The sequence below is a fragment of the Corynebacterium glucuronolyticum DSM 44120 genome (assembly GCF_030440595.1).
GTDB classification, from domain to species: Bacteria; Actinomycetota; Actinomycetes; order Mycobacteriales; family Mycobacteriaceae; genus Corynebacterium; species Corynebacterium glucuronolyticum.
The window spans coordinates 2614804-2640836 of sequence record NZ_CP047452.1; the positions used below are offsets into that span (position 1 = coordinate 2614804).

Sequence of the window (26033 nt, forward strand, 5' to 3'; positions counted from 1 at the left end):
TAAAATAAACAGAATAGAGGGTAGCTAATCTAACAATCTCGTATCCGTACAAGGAGCGCGCCATGACACGCAACCAAGGCCTACAGGAACGTCGGGACGTTCTACTCACACAGGTTGACCAGATCCTGGACTCCGCGAGCATGGGGCGTGTGCAGAAAACCACGGAGACGCAGGATGTCAACTTCAAAGAAGAGGCCGGTCGTAGGAACGGGCCCAACATAGAGCCGGGTAAGAAACAGAACACTGAGGCTGCCAACAAGCTTGCCGACGAGGTTGCATGCATGGCAAATACGCCTGGCGGTGGTGCGCTTATTGTTGGCATTGAGGGTAAGTCTGGGACGATCATCGGCACGGAGCTAGACATCGATTGGCTCCGGCAAAACATCTACACCCGGATCGATGTTGCACCGGATATTTCCGCGCGGACGGTTGCCGGGCAAAGGGTTCTCGTCATTCTCGTTGCTGCGGCACGCGAACCCATTCCCAACACCAGCGGTGCGCTTCGCTGGCGCGTTGGCGACTCGTGTCGCCCAGTGGACCGAGCCGAATGGTGGGACTACCAGCGCCGACAGTCAGGTTTCGATCCGATGGCGCAGGAAACTACCTTGACGGTTAAAGACGTTCGGCATGGTGCGCTTGCCATCGCACGCAAGCAACAGGATTACTTCCAGGAACTCTGCGGCGAGGAGATCCTCCGCGGTATCGGTGCTATCAACGCTACGGGGCATCTCACGGAGGCAGGCAGGAACGTGTTCACCTCAGCAGGGCGGACACTTATCGAGCTGACCATTTTCGATGTGCCAGGAGGAAACGTGGTCAACCGCGTCTCGGGCGAACCAGAGTTCTCCGCACTTGAGCAGTTGGAGCAGATGGAAAGTGCGCTGCGCGTAGTTAACGGAAACAACACCGTGATCGAAGGGTTAGCGCACCGATCGGTTCCGCAGGTTCCACACAGTGCGGTGCGCGAATCCATGCTCAACGCCATGATTCACAGGGATTGGAACCGCACAGAGATTATCGAGGTCCGCTGGTACGCTGTGGATTCCACACTCGAGGTTCGCAGCCCTGGCGGATTCATGCCGGCGATCACGACGTACAACGTCTTGAGCAACCGGGCTGCCCGCTACCCGGCTCTCGCGGATCTGTATCGGGCGATCGGCTTTGTGGATAAACAGGGTGTAGGTGTGGATCGCATGTACCAGTCCATGATTGTGCTCGGACACAGGCCTCCGATATTTGAGGAAGTTGAGGGGCCATTCATCTCCGTCACGTTGAAAGGTGGCAAGCCGGTTCTTCCGGTGATGCAGCTCGTCTCTGCAATTGTTCCAGAACCTCGGCAACGCGACTACCGCATCGCGATCATTTTGTACCTGCTGCTGAACCGACCTTTCGTGACTGTAAAGACGGTGGCACAGGAACTGCAGACGAGCGAAGAATCAGCACAGATTGCCATCGAAGCGGCAACCCAGACGACCGTCGGCGGTGAACCGATCATCGCACCGCACGGCCCGACCTGGTTTTTGGGGGAATCGGCCCGCACGATCTTGGAGAAGGTGCCTGAGTACCTCACCACAGAACCGGAGGTACTCCGCGGGGTAGCGGATCTGTGGTTTGAGGAGATCGGCGATCTACGCACCGCAGACCTAGTAGCGCTCTGCGGCATTTCGCGTTCGACAGCCAAATCGTTTATCGATTCCCTCCTCAGCGAGGGCAGCATAACTGCCATCGGTGGCGGTAGGTCGACGCGTTACCGCAAAGCGTAAAGGCCCATTGTTAGATTAGGGGTGCCTAATCTAACGGCATTTCCGGTTTTCCGACAAACCTCGTTGGAATACGGGTCCCCTTTCCTGTTGGACGTTGTGAGGTTGCACCACTGCGGGACTCATCCCCTTCCAGCGGTCGCTAGCAGTGAGAATCCTCCTGCATGTGCATGGTTTAGAAACGCCAGACTAGCCCTGGAATCTTTGACATTTTCTGGCGGCAACGGCAGCCCGCATCAGGCTCAGCGTCCCAGGCGCTAGTCGCATCTACCCTGCAGGTGTAGAAAAGGCTAAACCCATTCAGTCTGTTTTCCATCGGGGCTCCCAGCCCCCAAAGATGCTCATGCCCCGGCGAGAATACCTGTTTCCAGATAGCGCTCCACCGGGGCTCCGCAGTCATTCTATCACGTTGAAGCCTCAATGCAAGGATCTCAAGCAACCTACCGCTTAAACTCGGAGAACACGCCCTCGTAACGCAAGGCGATCACACCGATGAAGTAACTGTCGCTTTAGCTTGGGCGGATATCTACTCTGTAAAGTTCATGGGACCGCGCCGCCACGCTTGTATGGAAGGGCTTCTCGGTCCACTCGTAGCTGACGTAGCTGACGGGGATGGTGAAAGCGAAGGTGAGGAGCCAGACGAGGAGGAAGTGACCGCTAAAAAGCGTGATGGTGGTGAGGGCATAGACGGCGGTGAGGACGGGGAGGTGCCAGAGGAAGATCGAGTAGCTAATGCGGCCGAGGAAGGCGAGCCAGTCGGGGACGCGGGGCTGCCAGTCGACAACCAGGTAGAGGAGGGCGAGGGCGAAGACAGCGCCGAAGAAAATGCGGATGGCGAACTCGGTGGGGGTTGGGTGGGTAAGTCCCGCTGGGCCGAGGCAGGTGCCGGCAACGAGTGCGGCGATGGCGATCGGGGGCCAGATCCACCAGGGGAAGCGAGGCACCCGTTCAGCGGAATGGAGCTCTGCGAGGAGGATGCCGACGGCGTACCAGGAGCAGTAGGCCGGCGGGAAAATCTGGGAATTGGCTTCGAAGTTGAGGGGGAGGTAGGCCCAGCCGAGGGAGGCGAGGGCGATGAGGATGATAATTGCGATGCGCCAGGGTTTCGCAATACGGCCGAGGATCTCGCGGAGGAACGGAAAGATGATGTAGAAGGCGACTTCGACGCACATCGTCCACAGGTGGGTAAGCCCCGTCATGAGGGCACCGGGGACGTAGAGCTGCACGAAGAAGACATTTGCGAGCAGGGCGTTTACACCGGCGGAGTTGAAGGCGACGAAGCTAATCACCACCACGGCGAGATACGCCGGGACGATGCGACCGAAACGGTTGCGAGCATACGTACCCCAGGGCGTCGAAAAGCTAGGGTAGCGCCACCAGAGGAGGAAGCCGGAGAGAGCGAAGAAGACGGCGACGAAATAGTCGAATCGGTCGAGACCCGGGGTGCCGGTTTGGAAGGCGACGTGGGTGGTCATGATGCCGAGGGCCGACACGGCGCGCAGGGCGTCGAGGGCGGGAATGTACGATCGATTCATAGTTACACCACATCATATGGGAGCCTGTCTTGGTTAGGAATCTGTTCATCGGCGTCGGCGCGGCGCTGCTCGTTCTGCTGTGGCTGCTGCAGAGCCTCATCACCCCAACCATGGCTAACTACCAGGCGCAACTCGTGGGCGATGGGCAGACGCGAACCGTGTCGGTGGTGCGCCACGGCAAGACCGTCACCGCCACCGACGTGTACACGGGACACCTGGACCGCGACGTCTCCGGCACCTATCTCATCGACCCGAAGTCCGGCTTCCCCGCCAAGAAGGCGACGCACACGGGACTGACCTACTACTTCCCCATGCCGACGGAGGAACGCTCCTACGTCATCTACGATCCGCTCACCGGCGATGCCGACACCGTGGACTACGTGGACCCGGAGCAGCGCGACGGGATGAAGCTGTACGTGTTCAGGGAAAACACGCCCCGCCTGCGGGAGGTGACGATAGAGCCGCATTCGGGAATCGTCGTGGACGCGCGGGAGGATGTCGACGGCACGGTGATCGCGTTCGACGAGGCGACGCGTACTGACGCGCTGGCGCGAGCTGAGGCCGCCTACCGGCAGCACCGTTCCCTAGAGGTTGCCCGCTTCCTGCTCACCGTCGCCGGCGGCGGGTGCATCATCGTTGGGCTGTGGCTATGGACAAAACGCGTGTTGTAATCCGCGTCGCTGCGGCCACGTTCCTCATCGGCTGCGCATTGTGGTTTTTGGTGTTCCCCGGTGTGCTTGTGCACCGCGACATGGTCATCGTGGATACTCCTGCGCTGTCCGCCTGGAATTTTGGCACCGCGCCAGGCCACGCCGCCCGCAACGCCCCGCAGGATGGTTTCCTCGCGCTTGCTGGTCTCCTTCTCCCCGCGAGTTGGGTCGCACGCCTCATCCTCGTGGGGTCAGCGGTGGGCGGGTGCATCGCGTCTTGTCGCTTCGCACAAGGCGCCATAAACGAGGTGGCGGCCATGGCCGTGCTCCTATGGAACCCCTTCGTGGTGGAGCGACTCCTCCAGGGGCACTGGACGGTCGTCGCCGCGTTTTGGCTGTTACCGCTGGTGGCGTCTCTCAAAAACCGGCCCGGGTTTCAAGCAATCACCATGTGGGCGACATCTCTCACACCGACGGGCGCGATCGCGGGTGCTGCTGTGGGCATCGCCACCGGGCGCAAGAAAATCATGGTGCCCGTCGCCGTGGCCATGAGCGTGCCCTGGCTCGTCCCCTCCCTCCTCCACCGCCCCGTCGCCGCCGCCACGGACGTCTTCCGGCCGAGCTCCCTCTGGGAACTCGTCGGGCTCGGCGGCATCTGGAACGCGCAGGCCACGCCACACATCTACCTCCCGCTCGCAGGCATCGCCCTCCTCGCCTTCCTCCTTCCTGCGCTTCCTCGCGCCGACCGCTCCCTCCTCGTCCTCGCCGGAGTGGGCTTCGCCCTCGCCACCGCATCCCTCCTCCCCTTGGGCGACCTCTACGCCACCATCCCCGGCGCGGGGCTCCTCCGCGACGGCCAAAAGTGGCTGCTCCTCGCCTCCCCCGCCCTGTGTCAGCTCGCCGGAAATGTCCGCTGGCCAGCGCTTGTCATCGCGCTCACGATCCTCCAGGTCCCCTCCCTTCCCCAGGATGTCGCGGCACTGCGCCCCGTCCCCGAGGACGCCTCCTGGTACGAGGCCACCGCCCCCGTCCCCACCATGACGCTTGTCGACGGCCACCCGGCACTCAATCCGGCACTGAAAGCATCCCCCATCCCACCCTCGGGGGAGCTCGTCGTCGACGGAGTCGCCGTTGAGAAGGCCCCCGACGCCCCACCACCCAGCCAGGCAGATTGGGCCCTCGGCCTAGGACTCACCCTGTGGTGGATGGCTTTACCTGCGGTAATTATGGCGTTCTACAGGCGACCATCGGACCCGGGGCACTGATGCTTCTCGGGGAGGGCGTGACATTTTATGGGCATCTGTTACATAGCAGATGTGACCACCTGGGGTACATGGTTTGCTACATTCACAGACACCCACAAACTGTCAGGATGCCAATTTGAAAGCAACTTTTCGCGAGCATCAAGCTTGTAACCCCACTCACTAGGAAACGATCCGCCGCAATAACTCTTCCCAGGCTTTACCCGTCGCCTCCCAGGAGAACTGCGAGGCGAATCCTCGTGCATTGCGCCCCAGCTCCGCACGCTTTTCTTTGTTCGCGCGAAGCTCATCGAGGGCGCTAAACAGATGGGCTTTATCATCGACAAGCACACCGGTGCGACCGTGACGAACCGAATCGGTGAGCCCCGAACGTGCGGTAGCCGACCGCCGGGACAGAGGGAAGGACGTGGATGCCGGCGCTGGAAAGCAGCTCATTCTTGCGCCCTTCTGACAATTGACCATGGAAGATAACCTGCGACTCGACGCCGAGTTCCCGGGCGTAGGCGCGCAGGTTCGCCCCAGTGAACAAGAATCAGAGCTCTTCCTCGTCATCGTCTGCCAAATTGGCCTTACCAAAATTAGTGGCATGCAGAGGATCCTCTAAATTCTTCGGCTTATCAGCCACGCACTCACGTATGCCATCGATATGCTCACTCAAGCTCTCAGTGATATTTGCCCACATCGGATCCAAAATAAAATCGATTCCCGAGCGTCTGGCATGCTTAGCAGCCGGAACAAAATCACTATCGCCTGATATCATAATTATCTGGTTAACTAACTTTCGTTCAGCCAGAGCTGCGATATCAAGACCTATTCTCATATCTACGCCTTTTTGAGATATGGCTAGATAAAAGTCGTCCTCGGTTAGATCATCGATTCCGATCTTCTTTCGACAAAGCTTTTTAAGCGGGGCATCTTTAAGAACATAGCCACCTTGAGATTCAAGGGGCTCACCTCGCCGTATCGCAACCTTCCGCTTTTTTGCCAAAGCAGAAAAGAAGGAATTGGTCCAGCTGAATTGCTCGGACCGCCCCAGGTTAATCTGTCTCTGAAGTAAGGGGTGATAAACAACCTTGTCCGAAGGTGGACAGTCGTAGTAGAAAATCCGATAAAGTCCCGCTTTCGATTCCCGAATATGCCGGTGACAATACTTTACAAGCTCAGTTGCGCGGTCCTCTGCAGATTTGTGCCCGAAAAGAACGGAGGCACGCTTCCTATAGAATCCCCCATCGACCAGGATTGCCGTTGTAATTTGCCGAAGTGGAATCTGTTGCCTGCTATTTCGATGTTTGCTACGCATTACGCCTCCTGGAAAGAGGTAACCCCAGTCATCGGCACTCTCCCTATCAGCGGAGGGTCAACGGCTGGGGTTGATGAATTAGATACTAACCAACCGTCACGGATCAGTCAAGGAAGAAAGTGGGACAGAATACATACGCTATATTCTGACCTCGCTCTCACTACGACTAAGCAAAAAATACCACAGTAAGTAGACTCAGGCCGGTCTCCGGAATTGTGGCATAGATCCATGAAGGTACATTCACCCAGTTTTTAAGTGCTAGGCGAACTCAAGAGGTTCCCTTATTTGCTCGTGAGACCGATCCGCCGCAGTAGCTCTTCCCACTTCTCACCTGTTGATTCCCAGGAGAATTGCGAGGCGAATTCTCGTGCATTGCGCCCCAGATCCGCACGCTTTTCTTGGTTCGCGCGAAGCTCATCGAGGGCGCTAAACAGGTGGGCTTTATCCTCGACAAGCACACCAGTGCGACCGTGACGGACCGAATCGGTCAGCCCGCCCGACGTGCGGTAGCCAACCGTCGGGACGGAGTGAAGGGCGGCTTCGATGACCGCGAGGCCCCACCCCTCCTTGACGGAGGGGAGGACGTGGATGACAGCGCGGGAAAGCAGCTCATTCTTACGCGCTTCCGACACCTGACCATGGAAGATAACCTGCGACTCGACGCCAAGCTCCCGGGCGTAGGCGCGCAGATTCGCGTCCCACCAGCCGGAGCCGATGACGTCGAGGCGGGCGTCGGGACGCGCGGCAAGATAATCAAGAACGTGCTCGATGCGCATGTGAGGAACGAGCTGCGACAGAGTGACCAAATGATCCGAATGATTGTTCGACACCATCGAAAGGTTGGCGAATCGATATTGCCTGGACGCCTGCTGAATACTTAGCTACTTTTGACTCGTGGCTAAGCTCCTCACTCCTCTACGCACCCAAAGCCAAAGCAAAGACAGAATTAGAAGGACGGTAAAGCCTGTGCCAACAACTTGAGACGGGGAATAGACCCGAATTGGTATCGCCGAAACCAACAGCACGACAATTGCGCCGACCCTACTACTGAGACTGACAAGTGAAGTGACAGCTCCGATCCTTGCAACTGAAGCCGACTTGCGAATTCCGACAACACAGTAGTTTCCCACTAGGGTTAATACAAACACCAGCGTACAATACGCCAGCAAATACCATAAATTCGGAAGTACGATAACCAGCCCGGAACATGCAAAGAAGATAGCAGCAAGGCTCCAAAAAAGGGCCCGGTGAACAAAAAGAAATTCGACAGGTATCATAGATGCCATTAAAGACATTGCAATAAAAACCAAGTATAGAAAAAGCAAATACTTTTCTTGTACTCCCTTTTCCAAAGCCGTCGCCTGCCAAAGCTGAAAGTGTAGCTGCATAAAGGCTTGAATCAGAACCGCCAAGGAAAGATAATTCTTAAGTTGCGGAGACTCCTTCAATTCACTAAGTGTCTCCCCTACGTGCTCCTTTAGCTGACTAATTAGCCCTCCAGAGGCTTTGCCTTGTGTATTATACTGCTCCGGGATCTTGAAGAATACTATAATTGAAAAGACAGCAACTAAAGCCGAAAGTACCGAAATGTAATATATATTTACACCGATCTGTAGGTACGAAAAAGCGCCTACACTACTGCCAATCATCATCCCTAAGAAGTTGCTTTGTTTTTCTCTCCTTACCAACCACGAAAGGCGCTTTTCAAGATCTTGTTTTCCATCCGATGCCTGCGCTTTTGCATTGTTTACCAAAGCAGCATCAAGCGTGCCGGAATCTAATGCGCTTGCTACTCCGTAAAGTCCCCATGCAATGGAAAGGACTAGGAATCCAGAGCCATGCACGACCAGCAGGAAATACAAGACCAACAGGAGGCGAGAAGAGAGGTAAATATACCTTCTACTGATCATGTCCGCCAATGCACCGCTCGGCAGCTCGAAAGAAAGTACCGCCAGGCTATAAATAGCCTGCATTGTCAAAATTTGGGATAAGGTCAATCCTTTAGAGAACAAAATTGGCGTTAGGATCGCATGCGGAATTGAAAGGGCTAGCCCTGTCAAAATTTGCGCAAGGAAATAAGGGTTCGCGGGTTCTTTAAGATCGCCGATGCGCAGCTTCGCCATTTTATCTCTCCAAAAAGCCACACACTGCGCACATAGGATCCCGATTCAAAGAGATTTCCACGCGATTAAAAGTCGGATTGACCAAACCAATTCGCTTATTTAGAGAAACAACGCGGTTCAAATCGCCACTCCAGAAATTAAACAAATCGGAAACCGCCATAGCCCCTGCAAAAGAATTATTTACCATACACGACGGCGCTTCGTAGGCATCAAAGAACGCACTAAGACTGTCATGCGCAGTGCCAGCCTCTATGCCTAATCGATTCCCACAGAACGGGCAGGCATCGTTCTTCGACGTCCAAAATGGTCCGATGATCGAGATATCGTTGAGATACCCCACATTTAAGAATGGAACACCGGCCTTCATGAGACTTGGACAGATTGATTTTAAGATGCCCCGACTATCAGCGGAAATAATTGCAACAGCGGACCCGCCGATTTGTTCCAGAATTTGCTCAATACTTTCGCGACTTACATATTCGCTGATGCACGTTATATTGAGCTCAGGGCGTAGCTCGTTCAGGCGCTCTTTGAGGACACTAGCTTTGGAAAAACCGAGGTCTTTCCTGGAAAAGAGGAACTGCCGGTTTAAATTGCTTTCCTCCACTATGTCACCATCGACGAGAACTATGTTGCTCACCGGTGACGATGCGAGACTATACGCAACCTGATTCCCAATACCACCGCACCCAAGGATTAACACTGTTGTACTCTGTGCAGCTTCTTCCACCTTTTTCGAATCCAAAGGTAAAGACTCGATATACAATTTTGTCTTATATGTGACGTCTTGTGAATTGAAATTCGTCGTGTCCACGTCCGAAATTACGCCTGATTGCAGCAGGTCTTCATACGCTCCCTTTAATTCAGGTATTTCACTGAAAGAATGTTCCGGCACTCGAACACCCCTGCGTTCTGCCATTTCTTTCAGAATCGCTAAATAAAGATCTTTCCGATCGTTTGGTACGATCACCTGCCTGCTGCCGATTCCGAGAAAAATTTTATCTGAAGCTTCAAGAATTTTTCCCGTAGCGGAAATAGAACACATTTTTATTGATCTTTCACATAACCCTGTTGGGGACAACGCCGCCAACAGGTATCTTCTACGTTCTTAGTTTGAAAGTCCGCCGAACATGACTACCTCTTTTTACTCAAATCGATTTTTATACGTTGCAATCTACTCTTGGTAGTTTTTTTTGTCATTGTGTTTTAGGTCTTTATTGTTCACTGTTCTAAAACGCGTTTCATGTCTCAAGCTGTTTTGACTTGATTAAAAAGAGTAATCAAAGTGGAAAACATGTCCCACGCAAGCAGAACGGCGTAAGGAATACAACAACAAGAAACCAGAACTGAACAGCATTTGGTTGTTACTTACAAAGATTTCAGTAACTCTTCCCACTCCTCACCTGTTGCTTCCCAGGAGAACTGCGAGGCGAATTCTCGTGCATTGCGCCCCAGCTCCGCGCGCTTTTCTTGGTTCGCGCGAAGCTCATCGAGGGCGCTAAACAGGTGGGCTTTATCCTCGACAAGCACACCGGTACGACCGTGACGAACCGAATCGGTCAGCCCACCCGACGTGCGGTAGCCAACTGTTGGGACGGAGTGAAGGGCGGCTTCGATGACCGCGAGGCCCCACCCCTCCTTGACGGAGGGGAGGACGTGGATGACAGCGCGGGAAAGCAGCTCATTCTTACGCGCTTCCGACACCTGACCATGGAAGATAACCGGCTCTTCCGGTTTTAGAGTGCGTTGATTTTGTTGGTGAGGCCTCCGGAGTGGATGAGGCACCGCAAGATGTAGTGGTTGAGGCTTTTAAATCCGAGGGCGATGCCGCGGAGGTGTTCGAGGCGTCCGTTGATTGCTTCGACTGGCCCGTTGGATACACCCCGGTCGAAAAACGGGAGGACATCCCGGCGCCGCTTATGAAGGCTGCGTCCTAGTTGGGCTATCTCCTTATGCGCCTTGCCTTTCATGACACGCAGTTGGTCGATCAGGTGGCTCATTGCCTTTTTGGCTTGCCGTCGGTTTTTCATCTCGTAGGCGTCGATAACACGCTGATAAACCAGGTAGGCCTGATATAGCGGCTGGTAGTCCTCATCGAATGCCCACAGGTCATCCAAACGCGCATTTTGCCCATCAGTTAAAAGGCTATCCCTGGTCAACAATGTTTTACGGTTTTTATACAACGGATCCCCACGACGCCCTCGTCTACCGGTGGTTTCTATTTGTAGCCTCTGGCGACATTTTGTCACCTTGTCGCTTGCCAAACGCACCACATGGAAGGGATCCATGACACGAGTTGCCTTCGGTACCGCAGCTTCAGCAGCACTGGCGTAGCCGGCAAACCCATCCATGGACACAACCTCAATGCGATCCCGGAAGCTGTGGTCACGCTGGTTTAACCAGGACTGTAACGGACACACAAAATGGCCAACCCACACGACACGCCGAAAAGACACACGTTTTGGCGCTTAACCCTACTACGCCGAATATGAACACCGCCGACGAAAGCTCAAGAAAGAACACGATGGGTTTTGGCAAAAACAAGAGCCGCCCACTTGGTGAACGGCTCCAGATACTCCTTCAACACCTGGTTGATGAGCTGCCCTGATCCTAGCATCAAAATCCAAAAGGATGTTAGTGATTTAGGCAACAGTAATGTCTTACGTTAGAAAAACACCTATACCCATGGAGCGTTGAGCATTTTAAACTTCGCCCAGTGGTTCCTCTTTCTCCCCGGCGTGCTCGTCCACCGTGACATGGTGGTGGTGGATCATCCGGCGCTCTCGGCATGGAACTTCGGCACCGCGCCGGGGGTCGCCGCCCGCAACGCCCCGCAGGACGGGGTGCTCGCACTGGTGGGCCTCGTTTCCCCGCCTCGTGGCTCGCCCGGTTCATCCTTGTGGCCTCCGCGATCGCTGGTTGCGTAGCTGCTACAAAGAATGCAAAAAGCCTCACCGGCTAGGTGGCCGCCATGGCGGTTCTCGTGTGGAATCCGTTTGTGGTTGAGCGGCTGCTCCAGGGGCACTGGACTGTGGTGGCGGCGTTTTGGCTGCTCCCGCTCGTGGCCTACCTTGGCCGCCGACCCGGCACGCAGGCCATCGCCATGTGGGCCGCCTCGCTCACGCCCACTGGCGCCATCGCCGCCGCCGCGACGGGCCTTGTCACCAGCACCAACCGGCGCTTCACGGCGCTATTTTCCTTAGGCATGAGCTTGCCGTGGCTCGTGCCGTCGCTTATCCACCGGCCTGTGGGTTCTGCCACCGACGTGTTCCGCCCGAGTTCCGTGCTCGAGCTCGTGGGCCTTGGTGGCATGTGGAACAGCGAGGTCACGCCCGGAATCTACGTTCCGCTCGCGGGTATCGCCCTCGCTGCCTTCCTGCTCACTGCCCGCGCCGAGAAAAAGCTCCTCGCCTTGGCAGCGGTGGGGTTCGCCCTCGCCCTGGTGTCCCTCCTCCCACTCGGCGGGCTGTACGCCACCGTGCCTGGATTGGGACTCCTCCGCGACGGCCAAAAGTGGCTGCTGCTTACCTCCCCCGCGCTCACCCAGCTGGCAGGAAGCGTCCGCTGGTCGGCCGTCGCCATCGCGTTTGCGGTGCTGCAGGTCCCCTGCCTCCCCGCCGACGTTGGGACGCTTCAGCCCGTGGCCGAGCAGCACTCCTGGTACACCGCCACGGCCTCGGTTGACACGATGACGCTTATCGACGGCCACCCCGCGCTCAACCCGGCCCTCAAGGCTTCGTCCATCCCGCCGTCCGGTGAGCTCGTGGTTAGCGGAGAAACGGCAGAGGAAGCCGCCCCCGCGCCACCGCCCGCGCGGGCCGACTGGTGGCTAGGGTTAGGACTTACCGGCTGGTGGATCTGCCTCGGCACGGCAGTGGCTTCGCTCAGAAAGCCGTCACGCTGACGTGTTATTGCGATAAAATCACAGGTAGTGATTCTTTGGAGCGAGGTTTTCATGAGCTACACCAAGATCGGCTACATCGTTTTGGCAATCTTTTTTGTGCCGTTGCTTGTTATTCTCGGTTTTGCGTTTCTCACCGATGCCACAGATGACTACGCCACGCGAAACGAATCGAGTGCTACTATTCCACTCCTTCCGGATAGCGTTGCAGTGTTTGGATCTGCCTCTTCCGCCAGCGACACGTCAGCGTCCAATATTTGGTTTCAGACCAACAGTGATGGACAGTTTCGCACCGAGCTCACCGACCCGGTGTACAACCCAGTGTTCACCCGTCTTGACCGGAATCGCTTTGGAATAATGAGGGGCAAGGAGCTACTCGTAAGAGACATAGAGACGGTCACCACCACGACACTTTCCGGCACAGTTGATACGAATGGAATGATGCACGGTGCTACGTCAGATGACGGCAGCGAGGCCCTGTTGGTGAGTTATTCGGGCGGGGTGGGAACTAGCTACACTTTGACCGATGGAACCCGGCTGAAATCGCAGTATATTCCCCACACGGGATTCGGCCCCGCCGTGTCAAACGATGGATACGCGCTCGATATTTCTGTGGCAAATGACGAGGACTCTCGAGTAATTTGTACAAATTCTTTCTCTTACCTTCACGATCTATCCCAGGATTGCATTGACCTGCCCGGCGAACGTCGGGCAAGTTTTCCGATGGTCTCCTTCCACCGTGGTACCCCGGAGCTCTTCCTCCAATGGAATACCGATAGCGAGCAAGGCTGGAGCCTCTACCGCCTTGAGGCTAGTGGCTGGACGCTGACAAATGACCAATCAACGTGGGATTACGATAGTTCTACCTACAGCGTAGTCACAAACTATTTCACCAGAGACGGAAAGATCTACTTTATAACCTCAAAGAAGCGCGGCATCGTCAGCTTTCCCTTCCCCACCACAGACACCACCGAAATACACATGGATTACCACGATGTGAGCGATCTCATCCCCGGCGATCTCGTTTCCGTAACGTTTGACGGCCCGATAGCTAACTACGTGTTCTACCGGGACGACAACGTTGGGGCAGGACAGTACCTCACCTCCGTAAACATTGATGATCCGACGAAGCACGTCGGCCCTTGGTTGATCCCCAGAGAATTGCTGAAGGGAACCGGCTACTACTCGTTCCAAGCCATCGATTCCATTTTCCTCAACGACGATGCCACGCTCATCTCGTTAGGAATTGATCCCACCACGTTCAAGTAGCAACCCTTCCCACTTCTTACCGGTGGCATCCCAGGAAAACTGGGCCGCAAAAGACCGCGCGTTAGCGCCGAGTTCCGCCCGCAGGTCGGGGTTGGCGCGCAGGGTGTCGATGGCGGAAAAGAAGTGCGATTTATCGTCGACAAGCAAACCGGTGGAACCGTTGCGAATAGAATCGGTGAGCCCTCCGGCCCGTGTGTAACCGACGGTGGGGACGCCGTGCAGGCCTGCCTCGATGACGGCGAGCCCCCAGCCCTCTTTGACGCTCGGCATGACGTGGATGCCGGCCCGGTCTAAAAGCTCCCCTTTGCGGTCCTCTGTGACCTGGCCATGGAAGATGACCTGGCTTTCCACCCCCAGCTCACGGGCGTAGGAACGGAGCTTTGGGTCCCACCAGCCGGAACCGATGACGTCGAGGCGGGCGTCGGGGCGCGCGGCAAGATAATCAAGAACGTGCTCGATGCGCTTGTGCGGGACGAGGCGGGAGAGGGTGACCAAACGATCCGAATGCCTGTTCGATCGAGGGGCTAGTGCGGGCCCACCGTTGTGGATGACGCGGATGTCCTTCTCCCGTACCCCCAGCCGCACGAGCTCTCGCTTGGAGGATTCCGATACCGTCACGTACGGCGCGCCCCGGTACACGCGCGGTGCCACGCGGGATTCCAGGAACCACCCGAGCCTGCCGAGCAGCGGGCCCGCGACTGGCCACTGTTCCCTGTGACAGTGGTGCGTGAGGAGGACCGTCGAGCGCGGGTGCGTAAGACGCGCGAAGAACGGAATGCCGTTTTGGGTGTCCACCACCGCATCGTAGTGGTGCGTCGCCGCGTGGAGGAGACCCGCGATGTAGACCGTCATCTTCCCGCCGTGACGAATGTGCTTCACGCCCTTTTTGGTGGAGTGGGCGGGCATCCCCTTCGCGCGGGCGGAGAAGTACGTCACCGAATGCCCGCGCGCGGCCAGGTAGGCGCCGACGTGCTCAAGGTAGCGCTCGGAGCCGCCACCTTGGGGGTGGTCGGTGTCGCGCCAGCACAGCAGGAGGATCTTCATGCACTCGGTTTCTCTTGTCGGTTTCTTGCCAAACAACCATCCTAACGGTGCCGCAGTTGGGGGCCTGCGGGGAGGTGAAAGGAGGGTGGTAAATCTTCGAGCAGGTGGGTGGCAAATCTTCGAGCAACCGGGTGGTAAATCTTCGAGGAGAAGGGTGGCAAATCTTCGAGCAATCCACATTACTTGCTGGTCAGAGAGTTTTTATTCGTTGAGAAGAAATAGACTCTTTTGGCTTCAAAAAGTAAGGTGAAAATATGTCATCACTTTCCGGAGAAGTCCCACGGCATACTCGCAGTCTCGCGCGTGAAATCCTTTCGGACACGCCACTCCTTGTTGTGCAAGGAGCTCGCCAGGTAGGCAAATCAACGCTTCTTCGTCAGGTACTTAGCCCAGATGATTCCGTTTTTGTGACGTTAGACGACCCGACTACACGTCGATTCGCGGAAGAAGATCCCGTGCAGTTTCTTCGACAGGCACCAGGAAAGACTCTTGCCATCGACGAGGCTCAACGTGTCCCAGATTTAGCACTCGCGCTCAAGCTTGTCATAGATGAACAGCGAATCCCCGGCGCGTACGCGATCACAGGTTCAGCCGATTTGTTAAGACTCAAAGGAACGGGCGACTCCCTCGCTGGTCGAGCCAGTTCGCTCACCGTGCGACCGCTTAGCCAAGGCGAAATTAGCCAGAGGAGCGATCCGGAAGACTTCATTTCATGGGTTGCGAATGGCTGCGCGGGGAATCTAGATAGCTCCGCTTCCCCAAGTGACATACGAGAGAGAGTAACTGCGGGTGGTTACCCAGAGCCGCTCAAACGGTCAACTTTCCGGGCACGTAGCCGCTGGTTTAGAGACTACGTTGACCAGCTACTTCGGCATGATGTACCGCAGCTTGCTGGCGAAAGCAGTCAAATGTTGCACTCCTTCGAGCCGCTCATTCGACTACTCGCTTCTCAAGGAGAATCTGAATTAGTAGTTGCGCGCTTGGCTGAGCGTCTTGGAATAGTCGGTTCTACGCTGCGCATGTACCTTGACACGCTGGACACGATGTTCCTGACGGAAACCCTGCCTTCATGGGGCCGGGGCTACAGCGGTCGCGTTGTCCGACGCCCCAAACTGTCGCTTGTGGACACCGGTTTAGGAAGCAGTCTCACCGGCTTTACGCCCGAGGCTTCACACCAGGCCGACGGGTTTGAATTCTTCGGCGCACAGCTAGAGGCTTTCGTTTCCTCCGAACTCAAGAAGCAACAGACCTGGTCAGAAACCATTTACCGGCTCTATCACTATAGGCAGAGAAACGATGAGGTAGACATCGTGGTTGAGCTGCAGGACGGGTCGGTCATCCTGATCGAAGTGAAATCTACCTCCCAGGTGCGTCGCGATTCGTGGACCTCCTTGCGGCGCATCAGTGAAAAACTTGGCACCCGTGTTCGCGCCAGCGTCGTTTTATACACGGGCAAAAAGGGCTACTGCATCGACGAATCGCGTTCTCTCTATGTTCTACCAGTGGGACTCTTGTGGGAGCACGCGAGTATACCCACCCCGTTCCCTTCACAGTAATGAATAAAGACTGTGAACTGCATTGACCGATATACAGGCCAAAAAACACGTTTTAGGGTAATAGAGCCCCAATTACCCTTTGCAACAGAAGTTTGATTATCTCTATTTTTCTTTTTAAGATCTTGACACCCCCCCCTTTTTAGGGAATATTATTTACGGCACGTCATAGTTACGTAGGAGATACGACGATGAGAAAGAGTTTTGCAATCCCCGCACTCACAATTCTCACCAGCTTACTTCTGCCGGTTAGCGCACATGCTTTAGTGAACACCTGGTTTAAAGATGTGGTCTCACCAGGTACAACTCGGTGGGAAAGCGGAAGCTCCACCGGTTTCCTTCGCACATCAAGTAACGCCGAGAGTGGCTTAAACAGCAATCCTTTTACCAAAATGACGTGTTACTTAGGTAACTACCCAACGGTAGGAGGGGACACGTGTTCAGTCTCAACGACAAAACTCAACAACGAAAGGGCGGGCTTCACATACGATTGCGCTTATTCCGCTCAAGAAGCGCGCGTCCGCGCTTGGATCGACGGGATCCCATCGAACGGTGGCATGCAATCGATACATACAGAGGTTTCAGAAACTAAAAAAGAAAGCTCATCGCTATGGAGTGACGGTACGTGGGCGGTTCAATATACACGTGAACCACAGAACATTGTGAAGGTTAGCGTAGTTGGCTCCGATATTGTAGCCACAACTACTGGCAGCGTGGAAAGGTTTAAATCTCAAGGTATTCCGATTCGAGTAAGTGACGGAATGAGAGAGATAAGTCTTGTAGTTTTTGAGCCAAGCTCCAATCGGTTTGATGCAGCTACACTCAGGGATAAGCGAGTTGAGTTGGTAGCTCCTGGTGTCCTAAAAAGAAGCGTTTTAGACGACGAAGAATTTTCAGTGAACATCTTGGAAGAGGATTCACTGTGGAGTCAGACAGTAGTTTATTAATGAGAAAAGAGAAGTTTTGGTTGTTCGTATGCGCCACCGCAGTTGCTTTTGGATGCACATCTTGTAGCACCGGTGACACGTTAGAACAGGCTCTCTCCCAATCGGATACGTTTGCATGGGTGGATTTCACAGAGCTGTATAACTCCCCTGAACAACCGGTTGTGGTTTGTGACTCCGCTTTCGCAGAGATAGCGTCCCACAAGCTTGGGGTGAATATTCCCAAATTCACTACAGGCAAGGAGAACATACTGGTCACACCAGAGAAAACAGTGGAGAAGTACCCAACCTCCAAGATTAACCTGTGCTCTGCACCCAACCTGCGGCCAGCGGGCAAACTCCGCGATGTGCCACAGCGATTTGAGCGAAACGGCACCACATGGAGGCTGGACTCCTCAGAGACAGAGAAGCTTGACCTATATAACTAACTGATTGTTGTCGCTCGGTTTGCGCGATGTTTGGGACACAGTTCTCAACACGAACGATGCAGTCTTGGTCACACTGGAGTAAATATCCCACCGTGGCGACTCTTATAGAAGAGGCATACGATGTATTATCACACTGTCTCATACGTAGTCGAACGAGCCCCCTGCCTGCCGTTCATGACGATGAGACCCTCTTTTAGCAGCGATTGAAGCGCATAGCGCACCTGGTTGTCTGATAGCCCTGTGCCTGCAGAAAGGTCTCTCACTGTGGCACTTCCCTGCGCGGAAATCTTTTTGTACACCGCAGGAGCATTAGGCCCGAGACTCTCCAATAACCCGGTCGGCAATGCAGGAGGGGCGTCGACAGGTAGTGTTTCAGCCAGCGAGATAACTCCACCTTCCACTCTGATTGCGCCGATATCTTCTAAATGCCCAAGCATCCGCTTGCATGCGGCATGGGAAAGTTCTGAGTAGGTTCGCTCAACCTGAGTGACGGACAGTTCGCCGAAATCGCGCAGCATGACAAGAAGGTCTTCTTCCAATGGCGCAAGGTTTTCCGAGAAGGTTTGCAGCCACTGCATCTCCTCCTCATTGAAACGAGGACCGCGAGGCAGAAAAACGGTGAACTCAACACCGTTATCAATAAACCTTGGAGCCGCGCAACGGGCTTCGCGCAGTGCAGAAATTACCTCTGCGATGCCACCGCCTTCGCCCTCAATTACCCGCTTCCCATCCCGTGTCCGCAGGTTACGAACAATCTCATACAACCGACGATTGACAGCAGCTTTCGCCAGAACCGAGCTTTCTAACTGCTCCACCGTCACACCTTTGAGTCCGCCTGGGTTTTTGATGATGACCATCTTGGGCGTAATCCGGATTTCAACTTTCTTCCCGACACCGAGCGATGCTCCCAAATCTCTATGCACCAGTGCATTCGCAATAATTTCTCGAAGCGCCCGTGGAGGAAACTCCGGCGAATCGGACATATGCCCATCCTCGCCATATACACTCGCGGTATTGGTATTCCGTAGTATCCAATCCACGCCCTCGTCCAACATGGCTGGTATCGGCCCCTTGAGTTCAACGAGATTTTGCAGGCGTCCCCGTTCTTCCCGCCCGGGGGTTCTCACAGCCGCTGTCGCTCCGAGCGCTGGCTCCGTCGCCTGCGGCAAAAATCCAAGCGCATAAAGACCTGCTAAGCGCAGATTGCCACCCTCATCGCACACATTGGTGATCTGCAGGATACGGTTCTTATCTTCAATTGCTGATAACCGTGATCTGCCAGCGCGTATCGATTCGAGGTATGCTTCCACCGCTGGCTGTTCAAGCATCTCAATGCTCGTGCCGGGTAGGATCTCGAAGTCTGATTGAATCCTCTCCGCTTCAGATAACGCAGTCAACGCAAACACTTTGAGGTCATTGCTATTCATGACGTAGTTTCCGTCGGCCTGCCGCAGATACGGTTTACCTCTGTACAGAGCTGGCTTCTCACCTGGTAGAAGGGGTTGAATCTCCACTACCATTACTGTGCCCGATGCAGTACGAACATGGCAGATTTCCAATTGGGGCGCAGGATCCACGGAATTCCTGTTAGCACTAACAAGTGCTTTTTCCAGCTGAGCCGGATGGGTCACGCCGGTGATGGAAAAGTTTCGCGCCTGGCTAATACCAAACAGGATTGTCCCCGTTCGAGGCATGTTTGCGAAAGCGGCAAGTGTTCTACCGATGTCTTCCGGTAGCCCGCTCTCAGCAGTTTTGCATTCGACGAGCGTCGTGTCGTCTCCAAATGCGCGCAGTTCAGCCAAAACTCGCTTTAGCTTGCCTTCATTCCATTCCGCACCCACAATCATAAACTACATTCACCACTTTGAACAGTGGTTTTCCATATGTGAGTCCACATTTGGAAAGCGAAATTTACGTTTACATATGTGAGGCTAGCTCGCCCCATAATGCCAGATCAGGAGTACGTCCAAGCAGTACGTATACACACCGTAAGACGGAATTCACACACAAATTCACCACAATTAGCCCTACTTTTCCCAAATGTGAAGCCACATTGGGAAACACTTACACACGTTTACATATGTGAGCCCTTTCCAAAAGTGAAAGGCCCAGGCAAAACCCATGGCAACATATGTAAACACTGTTAAACCACATTCACAAACACCCTTCCACCAGGCATTTCACACTTGGACATTCTAGGCAAGGCCACTACCCTTACACTCATGCTCCTCCACACCCGCCGCCGCGCCACGCTCCGCCGCTCCCTGCGCCTGCTCGCCTCCTTCAAAAACGAGCAGACCTCCCCCGCGGACTTCTACCTCCCGCTCGCGCGGGACACCGCCGACCTCGTCGCCGCCCTCCACCGCGATGCTGGGCTTTCCTCCCCCTCTTTGCTTGTCGACGTCGGGTCAGGCCCCGGCTACTTCCGCGAGGCCTTCCGTCCCACCACCTACATCTCGGTCGACCCCTACGAGGACGCCGCCGTCCACGCCGACGGCCGCAACCTCCCGTTTGCCACCGACTCGATTGACTGCACCATCAGCTCCAACGCTGCAGAACACGTGGCCAACTGGCAGCAGATGGGCGACGAAATGGTGCGCGTCACCAAGCCCGGCGGCCTCATCATCCTCAGCTACACCATCTGGCTTGGCCCCTTCGGCGGCCACGAAACCGGCCTCTGGCAGCACTACCTCGGCGGCGCCTTCGCCCGCGACCGCTACACCAAAACCCACGGTCACCCACCAAAAAACGTCTTCGGCGAATCGCTTTTCGACGTCTCCTGCTCCGACGGTATCCGCTGGGCACGTTCCGTGCGCGATGCCAGCGTCCTTGGCCTCTTCCCCCGCTACCACCCACAATGGGCCTGGTGGGTCACCCGCATCCCGCTCCTCCGCGAGTTCCTCACCAGCAACCTCGTCATCGTGCTGCAGAAGCTCAGCAGTTAAGGAGAAAGGGCTAAGCGATGTAGCCCTTCTGGAACATATAGGGTTAAGTGTGAACTTCGATGTAGCAAGGCCACACAGCGTGAGCCCACGTTACCTCGATTTACAGAAGTCACTCGACACCTATAGAAAGGAAGCAGGACCTCAATAAGTGCAGTACGCTACCATCGGTGTCAGCGGTGTCTTATTGTTGATTACATATCTCTCAGCTGGGATTTTTCATCCCCCTTTACATTCTTCCCCTTATTATTCCAAGTAGTTGTAAGAAAGAGGATAATAGCGGCGACACCACACGCCATTCCACCAATGTTGCAGGGATTGCTCACCCCAGGGGCAAAAATGAGGAATAAGCCGACGAAGCCGAGGAAGCAAGCGAGTATGTCAAGTGTGAGGCGCATTTTTGAAGCATTATTCGAAGCACGCACTGTAGAGATTCCCAAGGTTGAACAAATCGAGTAGAGCCTGCTTTGCTTCCGGAGCTGCCATGTGTGCGCCCGCATTAACCCCCTCCTGCACGGCGTTTGCAAAATCCACCCCTCGACTTCTCTGCTCGTCGTACACCCTCTTGAAAGTCTTCACAAACGTTGTTGCCCCTCCGGCTTGTTTCAGAGCTTTGCGTATTCTAGCAACTTTAAATGCTGGAAGACTGGTTACTAGTGCAATTCCGATCGCGCTTACGCAACCTGCAACACCATATGTTGTCATCTCCGGCGGACGCGAATCTCCTTGAAGCTTGTCTTCAAGCCATCTGTGTGTGGACGTATTTCCAGCGGCCAGAACCTCATCCGGGATTTCTTCGATAGCAGTGAAGATGGGCAGCAATTCAGCTTCCGAGAGCGACGGTGCGAATCCACTTGTCCCGCGTACAACTGCAAGCGATTGTTTGGCCGATCCTCCACGGGTTGTAGCAGATACTGGTGCCACTGTCGACAGGCACAAGGTTAGAGCACACATGCTTGCAGTAGTGCTTTTTATTTTCGATCGGAAGGTCATAGGGATATTAACTCCGTTCGATATTGGTTTTAGGAAATGGAGACTAGGAAAACAATCGCCGCTTAATCGACAATCTACTCTCCCCAACTGTCAGTCGCAAACCATTTCGGCAACTGGTGTATACAGTCAAACTCGATACTCTCACCAGCATTCAGCTAGTCCATCAGTTTCGCCCCTTCAGCGGTCAAGTGTTATGTCCCAGTAGTTGTTGGACACGGAGTCCCGAGACTTTTTGGACACGGAGTCTCGGGACTTTTTGGACTGGGAGTCTCACTACTTTTTGGGCAGGTCCCTAGCAGTGGAATTTGCGGGCTTTCTTTCGACTTTTACCTCGTGGCGGGCGGGGGCCTTCCAAGTTCTTCATCACTGTGGGTGGCTGTCGGTGCCACATGCCTTGGATATAGTTGATGTTGATCTGACTGGTGGGCTTTTTCAAGCATCTGATCGGCAACGGGAAGGAGAAGAGCAACTCTCCGTCGTGAATGGTGTAGAACTCGGCGATGGTGTCCTCGGTAATGTTGGTTGCCAGGCGCCGGTTTTTAAACCTCATCCCCACATACACGCGAGTGCCACACACAGATACGACCCCATTGTTGTCGATGGTGGTTTCTGCGGGTAATCCCCACGGGTTTTGCCCGGGGATTGTAGGAAGACTGGGCGATACACTTGGAGGTGCAGTGCTTATAGTGTCCTGGTGGGATGCTGGCGTGGTGCTGTGGGGGTCGGTGGGAGTGGCTGCTCCTGCCGGTCCCGCACTATCGGCGATGGTGTCCTTGTAGTAGGTGGCGATCTTGTTCCACAACACATCCGGATTCACGGGGCTGGTCGGTGGCTCAGCCTTCGGGAAAGCCTCCCAGGCTTCTTGGGGTGTCAGATGGAAACGGCCCTTAACAAGGCCTTGGTGGCGCCGTTTGGTGTTGTAGTGGTGGCGGTAGTCCACCAAGAATCTGGTGACTTCCTGAAGGCTGGTGGGGTGTCGGGCATCCAAAAACGCGGTCAGCGTCTTGTGGGAGCGTTCATCTTTGCCCTGGGTGGTTGGTGCAAAACCAGCAATGGAGACAACCCCCAATGAAGCCAGCCACACCTCCGTCTGGGAGAGGTATCCCCGGTGGTAGGTTGCAAACGCATCCCCAGGACCCGACCCCATGGATGTGGACACCTGGGGTGAAAAATTAATTGAGTTTGATCTTAGCAGACGCGGTTAGGCGACACGGTACATCTGTTTCTCCTCGAAAGTGTTCGGGGCTTGACAGCCACACCAACTGTGGCGCCTGGATGTGTTGTAGCGGGCACACCACCGGAACACTTGTCTGCGGCATTCAAGCTGGTTTGCAAAGGTTTTCCGATCCTGAAGTACCTCTCTTTTCAACGTGGAGTCAAACGACTCCGCAAACGCATTATCGGCACTGGTTCCCACAGACCCCATCGATTGGGTGACGCCCAGTTCCGTACATGTTTTCTTAAACTCATCCGAGGTATACACACTGCCGTGGTCGGAATGAAACACCGATCCTGCAAGGCCTCTACGGGTGGCGCATGCATTGTTCACGGCCTCAATCACAAGCGAGGTTTTCATATGATCCGCGATAGCAAAGCCCACAAGCCTGCGAGAACAACAATCCAATACTGTCGCCAGATACATGTTCGACCCGTCAGCAATAGGCAAGTAGGTAATGTCACCAACATAAAGCTTGTTGAGTCTATCGGCGTAAAACCTGTGGCGTACAAGGTCAGCAAACACATGTCGGCCCTTAGCCCGCACGGTGGTTTTCACTCTTCGTCGCCTCGTATACCCGTAAAGGCCCACATTCTTCATGATCCTGGCCACACGCTTGTGGTTTAGAGGAGTAGAACCTGGATCATCATTAAGTTCTGCCGTGATGCGTTTTGCACCGTAGCAGCCGTTTTCTTGGCGGAAGACCTCCGTGATACGCACCCCAAGAAGTGCATCTGACAAAGCCTTGTGATCCCGCCTGTCGCGTCTACTACGCCAGGTGTTGTAGCTACTGCGGTGGATCTTCAAAACGGCACACATCCGCTTGACCGAGTATTCGGTGCAGTGGTCGCGGGCAAACCTTCAAGCGGATCACCAGTTTGTCTCTTCCGCGAAATATTTCGCGGCCTTGACCAAAATATCCCGCTCCTCACGAAGCCTGGTGTTTTCCTTTTTCAGACGGCGGTTTTCATCTTCTAGATTGCGGTCATCAGAAGGCTTTTCCACAGCTACAGGTGCTGTTTTCTTACCAGTTCCAAACTGGTCGATCCAATAACGCAGTGTGGCTCGATTGATCCCCAAATCCTTGGAGACCTGGTTCATCGACACATCGGGGTCGTTCTCATACATCGCGACCGCATCGCGCTTGAACTCCTTAAGAAAAATTTCTACGCGGCATGACAGTAGACTACCTTTCCCCCGACCCAACAAGCCGGGAATCAGGGTGTCCACACAAACGGGGTCAGCTCCCCATTATCACTCAGGATCTCTTGCGGCACGCCGTAGTTCTTCATCGCTTGGTCCAGCACTGTTCTGGCATCTGTGCCGTTTTCATGGGTGGCGAAGGCTTGTGTCCCCACGTCCAACCTGGTGGCATCATCAATAACCTGGTAGATCGTTATTTGTGTATGGTGCAAATCAAACAGGCGGTAGATCATCGCATCGATTTGCCACAACTCATTGGCCGCACCCCGAGCAAACCTTTTAAGCGAGGAACGTGGCCGTTTCCTCGCGTTTTCTTCTGTCACCCCATGCACACTCAAAACCCGGGCAATCGTAGACCGCGACGGCCCATCCAACCTGTTATTCTCATCCACCAACGCGTAGTAGATCGACCAAGGACCATAGTCAGACCCAAACTTCTTCAACCGTTCACGAGTCTCAAGGATGAGCCTATGGTCATCATCATCGAATGTAGTGTGCGGAGTGTGAGGAGCCGTGGAGTCAGTGATAATCCCAGCCTCCCCACGCTCCTTCACCCGTTTCTTGATGTTGTAGTAGGTCTGCCGGGAACAACCAACCTCCCGACAAAACTGGCGGACAGTTTTACCATCGCGAACCGGATCGAAAGACGCGATCCGCTTACGCAAAGAAAGTGAAATACTCATCTAGCCATTGCACACAAAAAGTGTCCAAAAACTATTAAGACACAATGCCCACAAACCCCTTAGACTCCATGTCCAATAAGTCATTGGACTCCGTGTCCAAAAACTAGTGAGACATCACTCCTTCAGCGGTCAAGCAACCGACTTGCAGCAGCACTACCTCGGTGACGCGAATCGCCGGCGACTGCTAAAACAGGATATTCCTATACGAACAGTTTTTCGAAGTTACCTCTACTGAAGGCATCCGCTGGGCACGTTCCGTGCGCGATGCTAGCGTCCTTGGCCTCTTCCCCCGCTACCACCCACAATGGGCCTGGTGGACCACCCGCATCCCGCTCCTCCGCGAGTTCCTCACCAGCAACCTGGTCATTGTGCTTCAAAAACACACTCACTGAGTAATGTATGTGCATTGGACATACAATGTACGTATGCCTGCAAGCACTCTTACCATTCGACTCAACCAGGATCTCAAGGACCAAGCAGCCGAAGTAGCCGAATCGTACGGCCTAGACCTATCCACGGTCGTACGCGCGTTTTTCACAGAGATGGTGCACACCAACTCGATTCCGCTCTCGCTGGACTACCGGCAGCCGAACGCGGAAAGCGAAGCGGCTCTCCTCGAAACGAAGCGAATGATTGCCGCTGGCAGCGGCTCGACGTTTACAAGCGGCCGAGAAATGATCGAAGCCGCGCTGTCGCAGGGTGAAGACTGAGCGGTCCGTTGCTGTTACGACCGCTTGAGATATTGTCTGCGGTCGAATTCCGCGAAAGACTGTAACCGATCCAGAAGATCGCTCCGATTCCCGTCTGCGGAAACGATGTCCTCCACGGCAGTTACCAGCGGAGTGAATGAGCCATCACTTTCACGGGCAACACCTATCCCGAACCTACTGGAATAGGGCGTATCTTCTAGCGGGCCAACCTCCCACACACTTCCGGTATTAGTGTTCGACCACGTCCCAACGATGGCCGTCATCCGCGCGATCTTTTCTGTGTCATCGGAACCGGCCGCCACCTCCTTTTCGAGCATTGCTCGGGGAAATGACTCCCCCTCACGGGTCAGAATCTCTCTCTCCGCGACCGACAGACGTGCCAGAATGTCCTCTACCTCAGATCCGTCTTCCCGGCCGTCGTTTTGTCCCCACATCGGTACCATCACCTCGCATCTTTCCTATACAGTCGCTTATGGTACTGTCGATGGTCCAGTCCCAAAACCCTAAACTACGCCGT

25 protein-coding genes and 2 pseudogenes are annotated in these 26033 nt (G+C 54.9%); 11 read left to right on the plus strand and 16 right to left on the minus strand.

Annotated features, from left to right (window positions below; all coding sequences use genetic code 11):
* The first annotated feature begins 62 nt into the window (after positions 1–62).
* Positions 63–1763, plus strand: coding sequence for a DUF5635 domain-containing protein (locus CGLUCO_RS11895; RefSeq protein WP_084037142.1), 1701 nt, complete (start codon positions 63–65; stop codon positions 1761–1763).
* A 506-nt stretch (positions 1764–2269) separates the two neighbouring features.
* Here the strand turns inward: CGLUCO_RS11895 and CGLUCO_RS11900 are convergent.
* Positions 2270–3295, minus strand: a complete 1026-nt coding sequence (locus tag CGLUCO_RS11900) for an acyltransferase family protein (protein WP_084037144.1) — start codon at positions 3293–3295, stop codon at positions 2270–2272.
* 29 nt (positions 3296–3324) lie between these two features.
* Here CGLUCO_RS11900 and CGLUCO_RS11905 point away from each other — a divergent pair, with 29 nt between their 5' ends.
* Together CGLUCO_RS11905 and CGLUCO_RS11910 are read left to right on the plus strand one after the other, a co-directional pair.
* Positions 3325–3966: a porin PorA family protein gene (locus CGLUCO_RS11905; RefSeq protein ID WP_084037146.1), complete on the plus strand. Its 642-nt coding sequence runs from the start codon at positions 3325–3327 to the stop codon at positions 3964–3966.
* Positions 3945–5210 carry an MmpA family trehalose lipid delivery protein gene (locus CGLUCO_RS11910; RefSeq protein WP_084037148.1) on the plus strand — a complete coding sequence of 422 codons (1266 nt, stop codon included), beginning with the start codon at positions 3945–3947 and terminating at the stop codon, positions 5208–5210. The genes CGLUCO_RS11905 and CGLUCO_RS11910 overlap by 22 nt, the downstream gene beginning before the upstream one ends.
* A gap of 159 nt (positions 5211–5369) precedes the next feature.
* Here the strand turns inward: CGLUCO_RS11910 and CGLUCO_RS11915 are convergent, their stop codons facing one another.
* The 7 genes and pseudogenes from CGLUCO_RS11915 to CGLUCO_RS11945 form a co-directional block, all read right to left on the minus strand.
* Entirely contained in the window at positions 5370–5642 is a 273-nt protein-coding gene (locus CGLUCO_RS11915; protein WP_070740576.1) for a glycosyltransferase, read from the minus strand.
* Between the two features lie 97 nt (positions 5643–5739).
* The gene (locus CGLUCO_RS11920; RefSeq protein WP_084037150.1) at positions 5740–6507 is read right to left on the minus strand and encodes an NYN domain-containing protein; all 768 of its coding nucleotides are present in this window, start codon (positions 6505–6507) and stop codon (positions 5740–5742) included.
* Between the two features lie 281 nt (positions 6508–6788).
* The gene (locus CGLUCO_RS11925) at positions 6789–7337 is read right to left on the minus strand and encodes a glycosyltransferase family 4 protein (RefSeq protein ID WP_232621960.1); all 549 of its coding nucleotides are present in this window, start codon (positions 7335–7337) and stop codon (positions 6789–6791) included.
* A 51-nt stretch (positions 7338–7388) separates the two neighbouring features.
* On the minus strand, positions 7389–8630 hold the full coding sequence (locus tag CGLUCO_RS11930; protein ID WP_084037152.1) for an MFS transporter: 1242 nt from the start codon (positions 8628–8630) through the stop codon (positions 7389–7391).
* A gap of 1 nt (position 8631) precedes the next feature.
* Entirely contained in the window at positions 8632–9675 is a 1044-nt protein-coding gene (locus tag CGLUCO_RS11935) for a ThiF family adenylyltransferase (protein WP_084037154.1), read from the minus strand.
* 323 nt (positions 9676–9998) lie between these two features.
* On the minus strand, positions 9999–10334 hold the full coding sequence (locus tag CGLUCO_RS11940) for a glycosyltransferase family 4 protein (protein WP_232621959.1): 336 nt from the start codon (positions 10332–10334) through the stop codon (positions 9999–10001).
* Between the two features lie 32 nt (positions 10335–10366).
* Positions 10367–11041 (minus strand): annotated as a pseudogene (locus tag CGLUCO_RS11945) (ISL3 family transposase); the annotation flags it as partial.
* Positions 11042–11323: 282 nt separating this feature from the next.
* Between CGLUCO_RS11945 and CGLUCO_RS11950 the strand changes: the two are divergent.
* From CGLUCO_RS11950 to CGLUCO_RS11960, 3 genes are read left to right on the plus strand one after another with little or no spacing between them, the layout of a single operon-like run.
* On the plus strand, positions 11324–11557 hold the full coding sequence (locus CGLUCO_RS11950) for a hypothetical protein (RefSeq protein WP_232621958.1): 234 nt from the start codon (positions 11324–11326) through the stop codon (positions 11555–11557).
* Positions 11558–11601: 44 nt separating this feature from the next.
* Positions 11602–12534 (plus strand): putative glycosyltransferase family protein, encoded by a 933-nt coding sequence (locus CGLUCO_RS11955; RefSeq protein ID WP_232621957.1) that lies wholly within the window; start codon positions 11602–11604, stop codon positions 12532–12534.
* A 27-nt stretch (positions 12535–12561) separates the two neighbouring features.
* Positions 12562–13800: a hypothetical protein gene (locus CGLUCO_RS11960; RefSeq protein WP_084037158.1), complete on the plus strand. Its 1239-nt coding sequence runs from the start codon at positions 12562–12564 to the stop codon at positions 13798–13800.
* On the opposite strand, the gene CGLUCO_RS11965 is transcribed toward CGLUCO_RS11960, so the two are convergent.
* Positions 13771–14844, minus strand: a complete 1074-nt coding sequence (locus CGLUCO_RS11965; RefSeq protein WP_084037160.1) for a glycosyltransferase family 4 protein — start codon at positions 14842–14844, stop codon at positions 13771–13773. The two genes, CGLUCO_RS11960 and CGLUCO_RS11965, sit on opposite strands and share 30 nt — an antisense overlap.
* A 254-nt stretch (positions 14845–15098) precedes the next feature.
* Here CGLUCO_RS11965 and CGLUCO_RS11970 point away from each other — a divergent pair, with 254 nt between their 5' ends.
* The 3 genes from CGLUCO_RS11970 (at position 15099) to CGLUCO_RS11980 (ending at position 17769) form a co-directional block, all read left to right on the plus strand.
* On the plus strand, positions 15099–16400 hold the full coding sequence (locus tag CGLUCO_RS11970) for an ATP-binding protein (RefSeq protein ID WP_084037162.1): 1302 nt from the start codon (positions 15099–15101) through the stop codon (positions 16398–16400).
* A 188-nt stretch (positions 16401–16588) separates the two neighbouring features.
* Positions 16589–17344 (plus strand): hypothetical protein, encoded by a 756-nt coding sequence (locus CGLUCO_RS11975; RefSeq protein ID WP_232621956.1) that lies wholly within the window; start codon positions 16589–16591, stop codon positions 17342–17344.
* 119 nt (positions 17345–17463) lie between these two features.
* Positions 17464–17769 (plus strand): hypothetical protein, encoded by a 306-nt coding sequence (locus tag CGLUCO_RS11980; protein ID WP_232621955.1) that lies wholly within the window; start codon positions 17464–17466, stop codon positions 17767–17769.
* Positions 17770–17897: 128 nt separating this feature from the next.
* On the opposite strand, the gene CGLUCO_RS11985 is transcribed toward CGLUCO_RS11980, so the two are convergent.
* Positions 17898–19616 (minus strand): ATP-binding protein, encoded by a 1719-nt coding sequence (locus CGLUCO_RS11985; RefSeq protein WP_084037168.1) that lies wholly within the window; start codon positions 19614–19616, stop codon positions 17898–17900.
* Positions 19617–19991: 375 nt separating this feature from the next.
* Here CGLUCO_RS11985 and CGLUCO_RS11990 point away from each other — a divergent pair, with 375 nt between their 5' ends.
* A complete protein-coding gene (locus CGLUCO_RS11990) occupies positions 19992–20714 on the plus strand; it encodes a class I SAM-dependent methyltransferase (protein ID WP_198481464.1) in 723 nt (240 codons plus the stop codon).
* Positions 20715–21119: 405 nt separating this feature from the next.
* On the opposite strand, the gene CGLUCO_RS11995 is transcribed toward CGLUCO_RS11990, so the two are convergent.
* From CGLUCO_RS11995 to CGLUCO_RS13135, 5 genes and pseudogenes are all read right to left on the minus strand, one after another.
* Positions 21120–21704: a hypothetical protein gene (locus tag CGLUCO_RS11995; RefSeq protein ID WP_232621954.1), complete on the minus strand. Its 585-nt coding sequence runs from the start codon at positions 21702–21704 to the stop codon at positions 21120–21122.
* Between the two features lie 292 nt (positions 21705–21996).
* Complete coding sequence (locus CGLUCO_RS12000; protein WP_084037172.1) at positions 21997–22863, minus strand: integrase core domain-containing protein; 867 nt, start codon at positions 22861–22863, stop codon at positions 21997–21999.
* A gap of 42 nt (positions 22864–22905) precedes the next feature.
* Positions 22906–24097, minus strand: a pseudogene (locus CGLUCO_RS12005) (IS3 family transposase).
* Positions 24098–24137: 40 nt separating this feature from the next.
* Positions 24138–24806 carry a helix-turn-helix domain-containing protein gene (locus CGLUCO_RS12010; protein ID WP_084036450.1) on the minus strand — a complete coding sequence of 223 codons (669 nt, stop codon included), beginning with the start codon at positions 24804–24806 and terminating at the stop codon, positions 24138–24140.
* Positions 24807–25006: 200 nt separating this feature from the next.
* A complete protein-coding gene (locus CGLUCO_RS13135) occupies positions 25007–25195 on the minus strand; it encodes a hypothetical protein (RefSeq protein ID WP_168167232.1) in 189 nt (62 codons plus the stop codon).
* 36 nt (positions 25196–25231) lie between these two features.
* Between CGLUCO_RS13135 and CGLUCO_RS12020 the strand changes: the two genes are divergently transcribed.
* Positions 25232–25516 carry a type II toxin-antitoxin system RelB/DinJ family antitoxin gene (locus CGLUCO_RS12020; RefSeq protein WP_005388321.1) on the plus strand — a complete coding sequence of 95 codons (285 nt, stop codon included), beginning with the start codon at positions 25232–25234 and terminating at the stop codon, positions 25514–25516.
* A 14-nt stretch (positions 25517–25530) separates the two neighbouring features.
* Here the strand turns inward: CGLUCO_RS12020 and CGLUCO_RS12025 are convergent, their stop codons facing one another.
* Positions 25531–25950, minus strand: coding sequence for a hypothetical protein (locus CGLUCO_RS12025; protein ID WP_232621953.1), 420 nt, complete (start codon positions 25948–25950; stop codon positions 25531–25533).
* Between the last annotated feature and the right edge of the window lie 83 nt (positions 25951–26033).

Coding starts and splice junctions, on each gene's coding strand:
- CGLUCO_RS11955 (WP_232621957.1), top strand. CDS start 11,602: ATGGCGGTTCTCGTGTGGAATCCGTTTGTGGTTGAGCGGCTGCTCCAG.
- CGLUCO_RS11900 (WP_084037144.1), bottom strand. CDS start 3,295: ATGAATCGATCGTACATTCCCGCCCTCGACGCCCTGCGCGCCGTGTCG.
- CGLUCO_RS11895 (WP_084037142.1), top strand. CDS start 63: ATGACACGCAACCAAGGCCTACAGGAACGTCGGGACGTTCTACTCACA.
- CGLUCO_RS11915 (WP_070740576.1), bottom strand. CDS start 5,642: ATGAGCTGCTTTCCAGCGCCGGCATCCACGTCCTTCCCTCTGTCCCGG.
- CGLUCO_RS11995 (WP_232621954.1), bottom strand. CDS start 21,704: ATGACCTTCCGATCGAAAATAAAAAGCACTACTGCAAGCATGTGTGCT.
- CGLUCO_RS12020 (WP_005388321.1), top strand. CDS start 25,232: ATGCCTGCAAGCACTCTTACCATTCGACTCAACCAGGATCTCAAGGAC.
- CGLUCO_RS11910 (WP_084037148.1), top strand. CDS start 3,945: ATGGACAAAACGCGTGTTGTAATCCGCGTCGCTGCGGCCACGTTCCTC.
- CGLUCO_RS11965 (WP_084037160.1), bottom strand. CDS start 14,844: ATGAAGATCCTCCTGCTGTGCTGGCGCGACACCGACCACCCCCAAGGT.
- CGLUCO_RS11985 (WP_084037168.1), bottom strand. CDS start 19,616: ATGATTGTGGGTGCGGAATGGAATGAAGGCAAGCTAAAGCGAGTTTTG.
- CGLUCO_RS11990 (WP_198481464.1), top strand. CDS start 19,992: ATGCTCCTCCACACCCGCCGCCGCGCCACGCTCCGCCGCTCCCTGCGC.
- CGLUCO_RS11930 (WP_084037152.1), bottom strand. CDS start 8,630: ATGGCGAAGCTGCGCATCGGCGATCTTAAAGAACCCGCGAACCCTTAT.
- CGLUCO_RS11975 (WP_232621956.1), top strand. CDS start 16,589: ATGAGAAAGAGTTTTGCAATCCCCGCACTCACAATTCTCACCAGCTTA.
- CGLUCO_RS11935 (WP_084037154.1), bottom strand. CDS start 9,675: ATGTGTTCTATTTCCGCTACGGGAAAAATTCTTGAAGCTTCAGATAAA.
- CGLUCO_RS11970 (WP_084037162.1), top strand. CDS start 15,099: ATGTCATCACTTTCCGGAGAAGTCCCACGGCATACTCGCAGTCTCGCG.
- CGLUCO_RS12025 (WP_232621953.1), bottom strand. CDS start 25,950: ATGTGGGGACAAAACGACGGCCGGGAAGACGGATCTGAGGTAGAGGAC.
- CGLUCO_RS11920 (WP_084037150.1), bottom strand. CDS start 6,507: ATGCGTAGCAAACATCGAAATAGCAGGCAACAGATTCCACTTCGGCAA.
- CGLUCO_RS12010 (WP_084036450.1), bottom strand. CDS start 24,806: ATGAGTATTTCACTTTCTTTGCGTAAGCGGATCGCGTCTTTCGATCCG.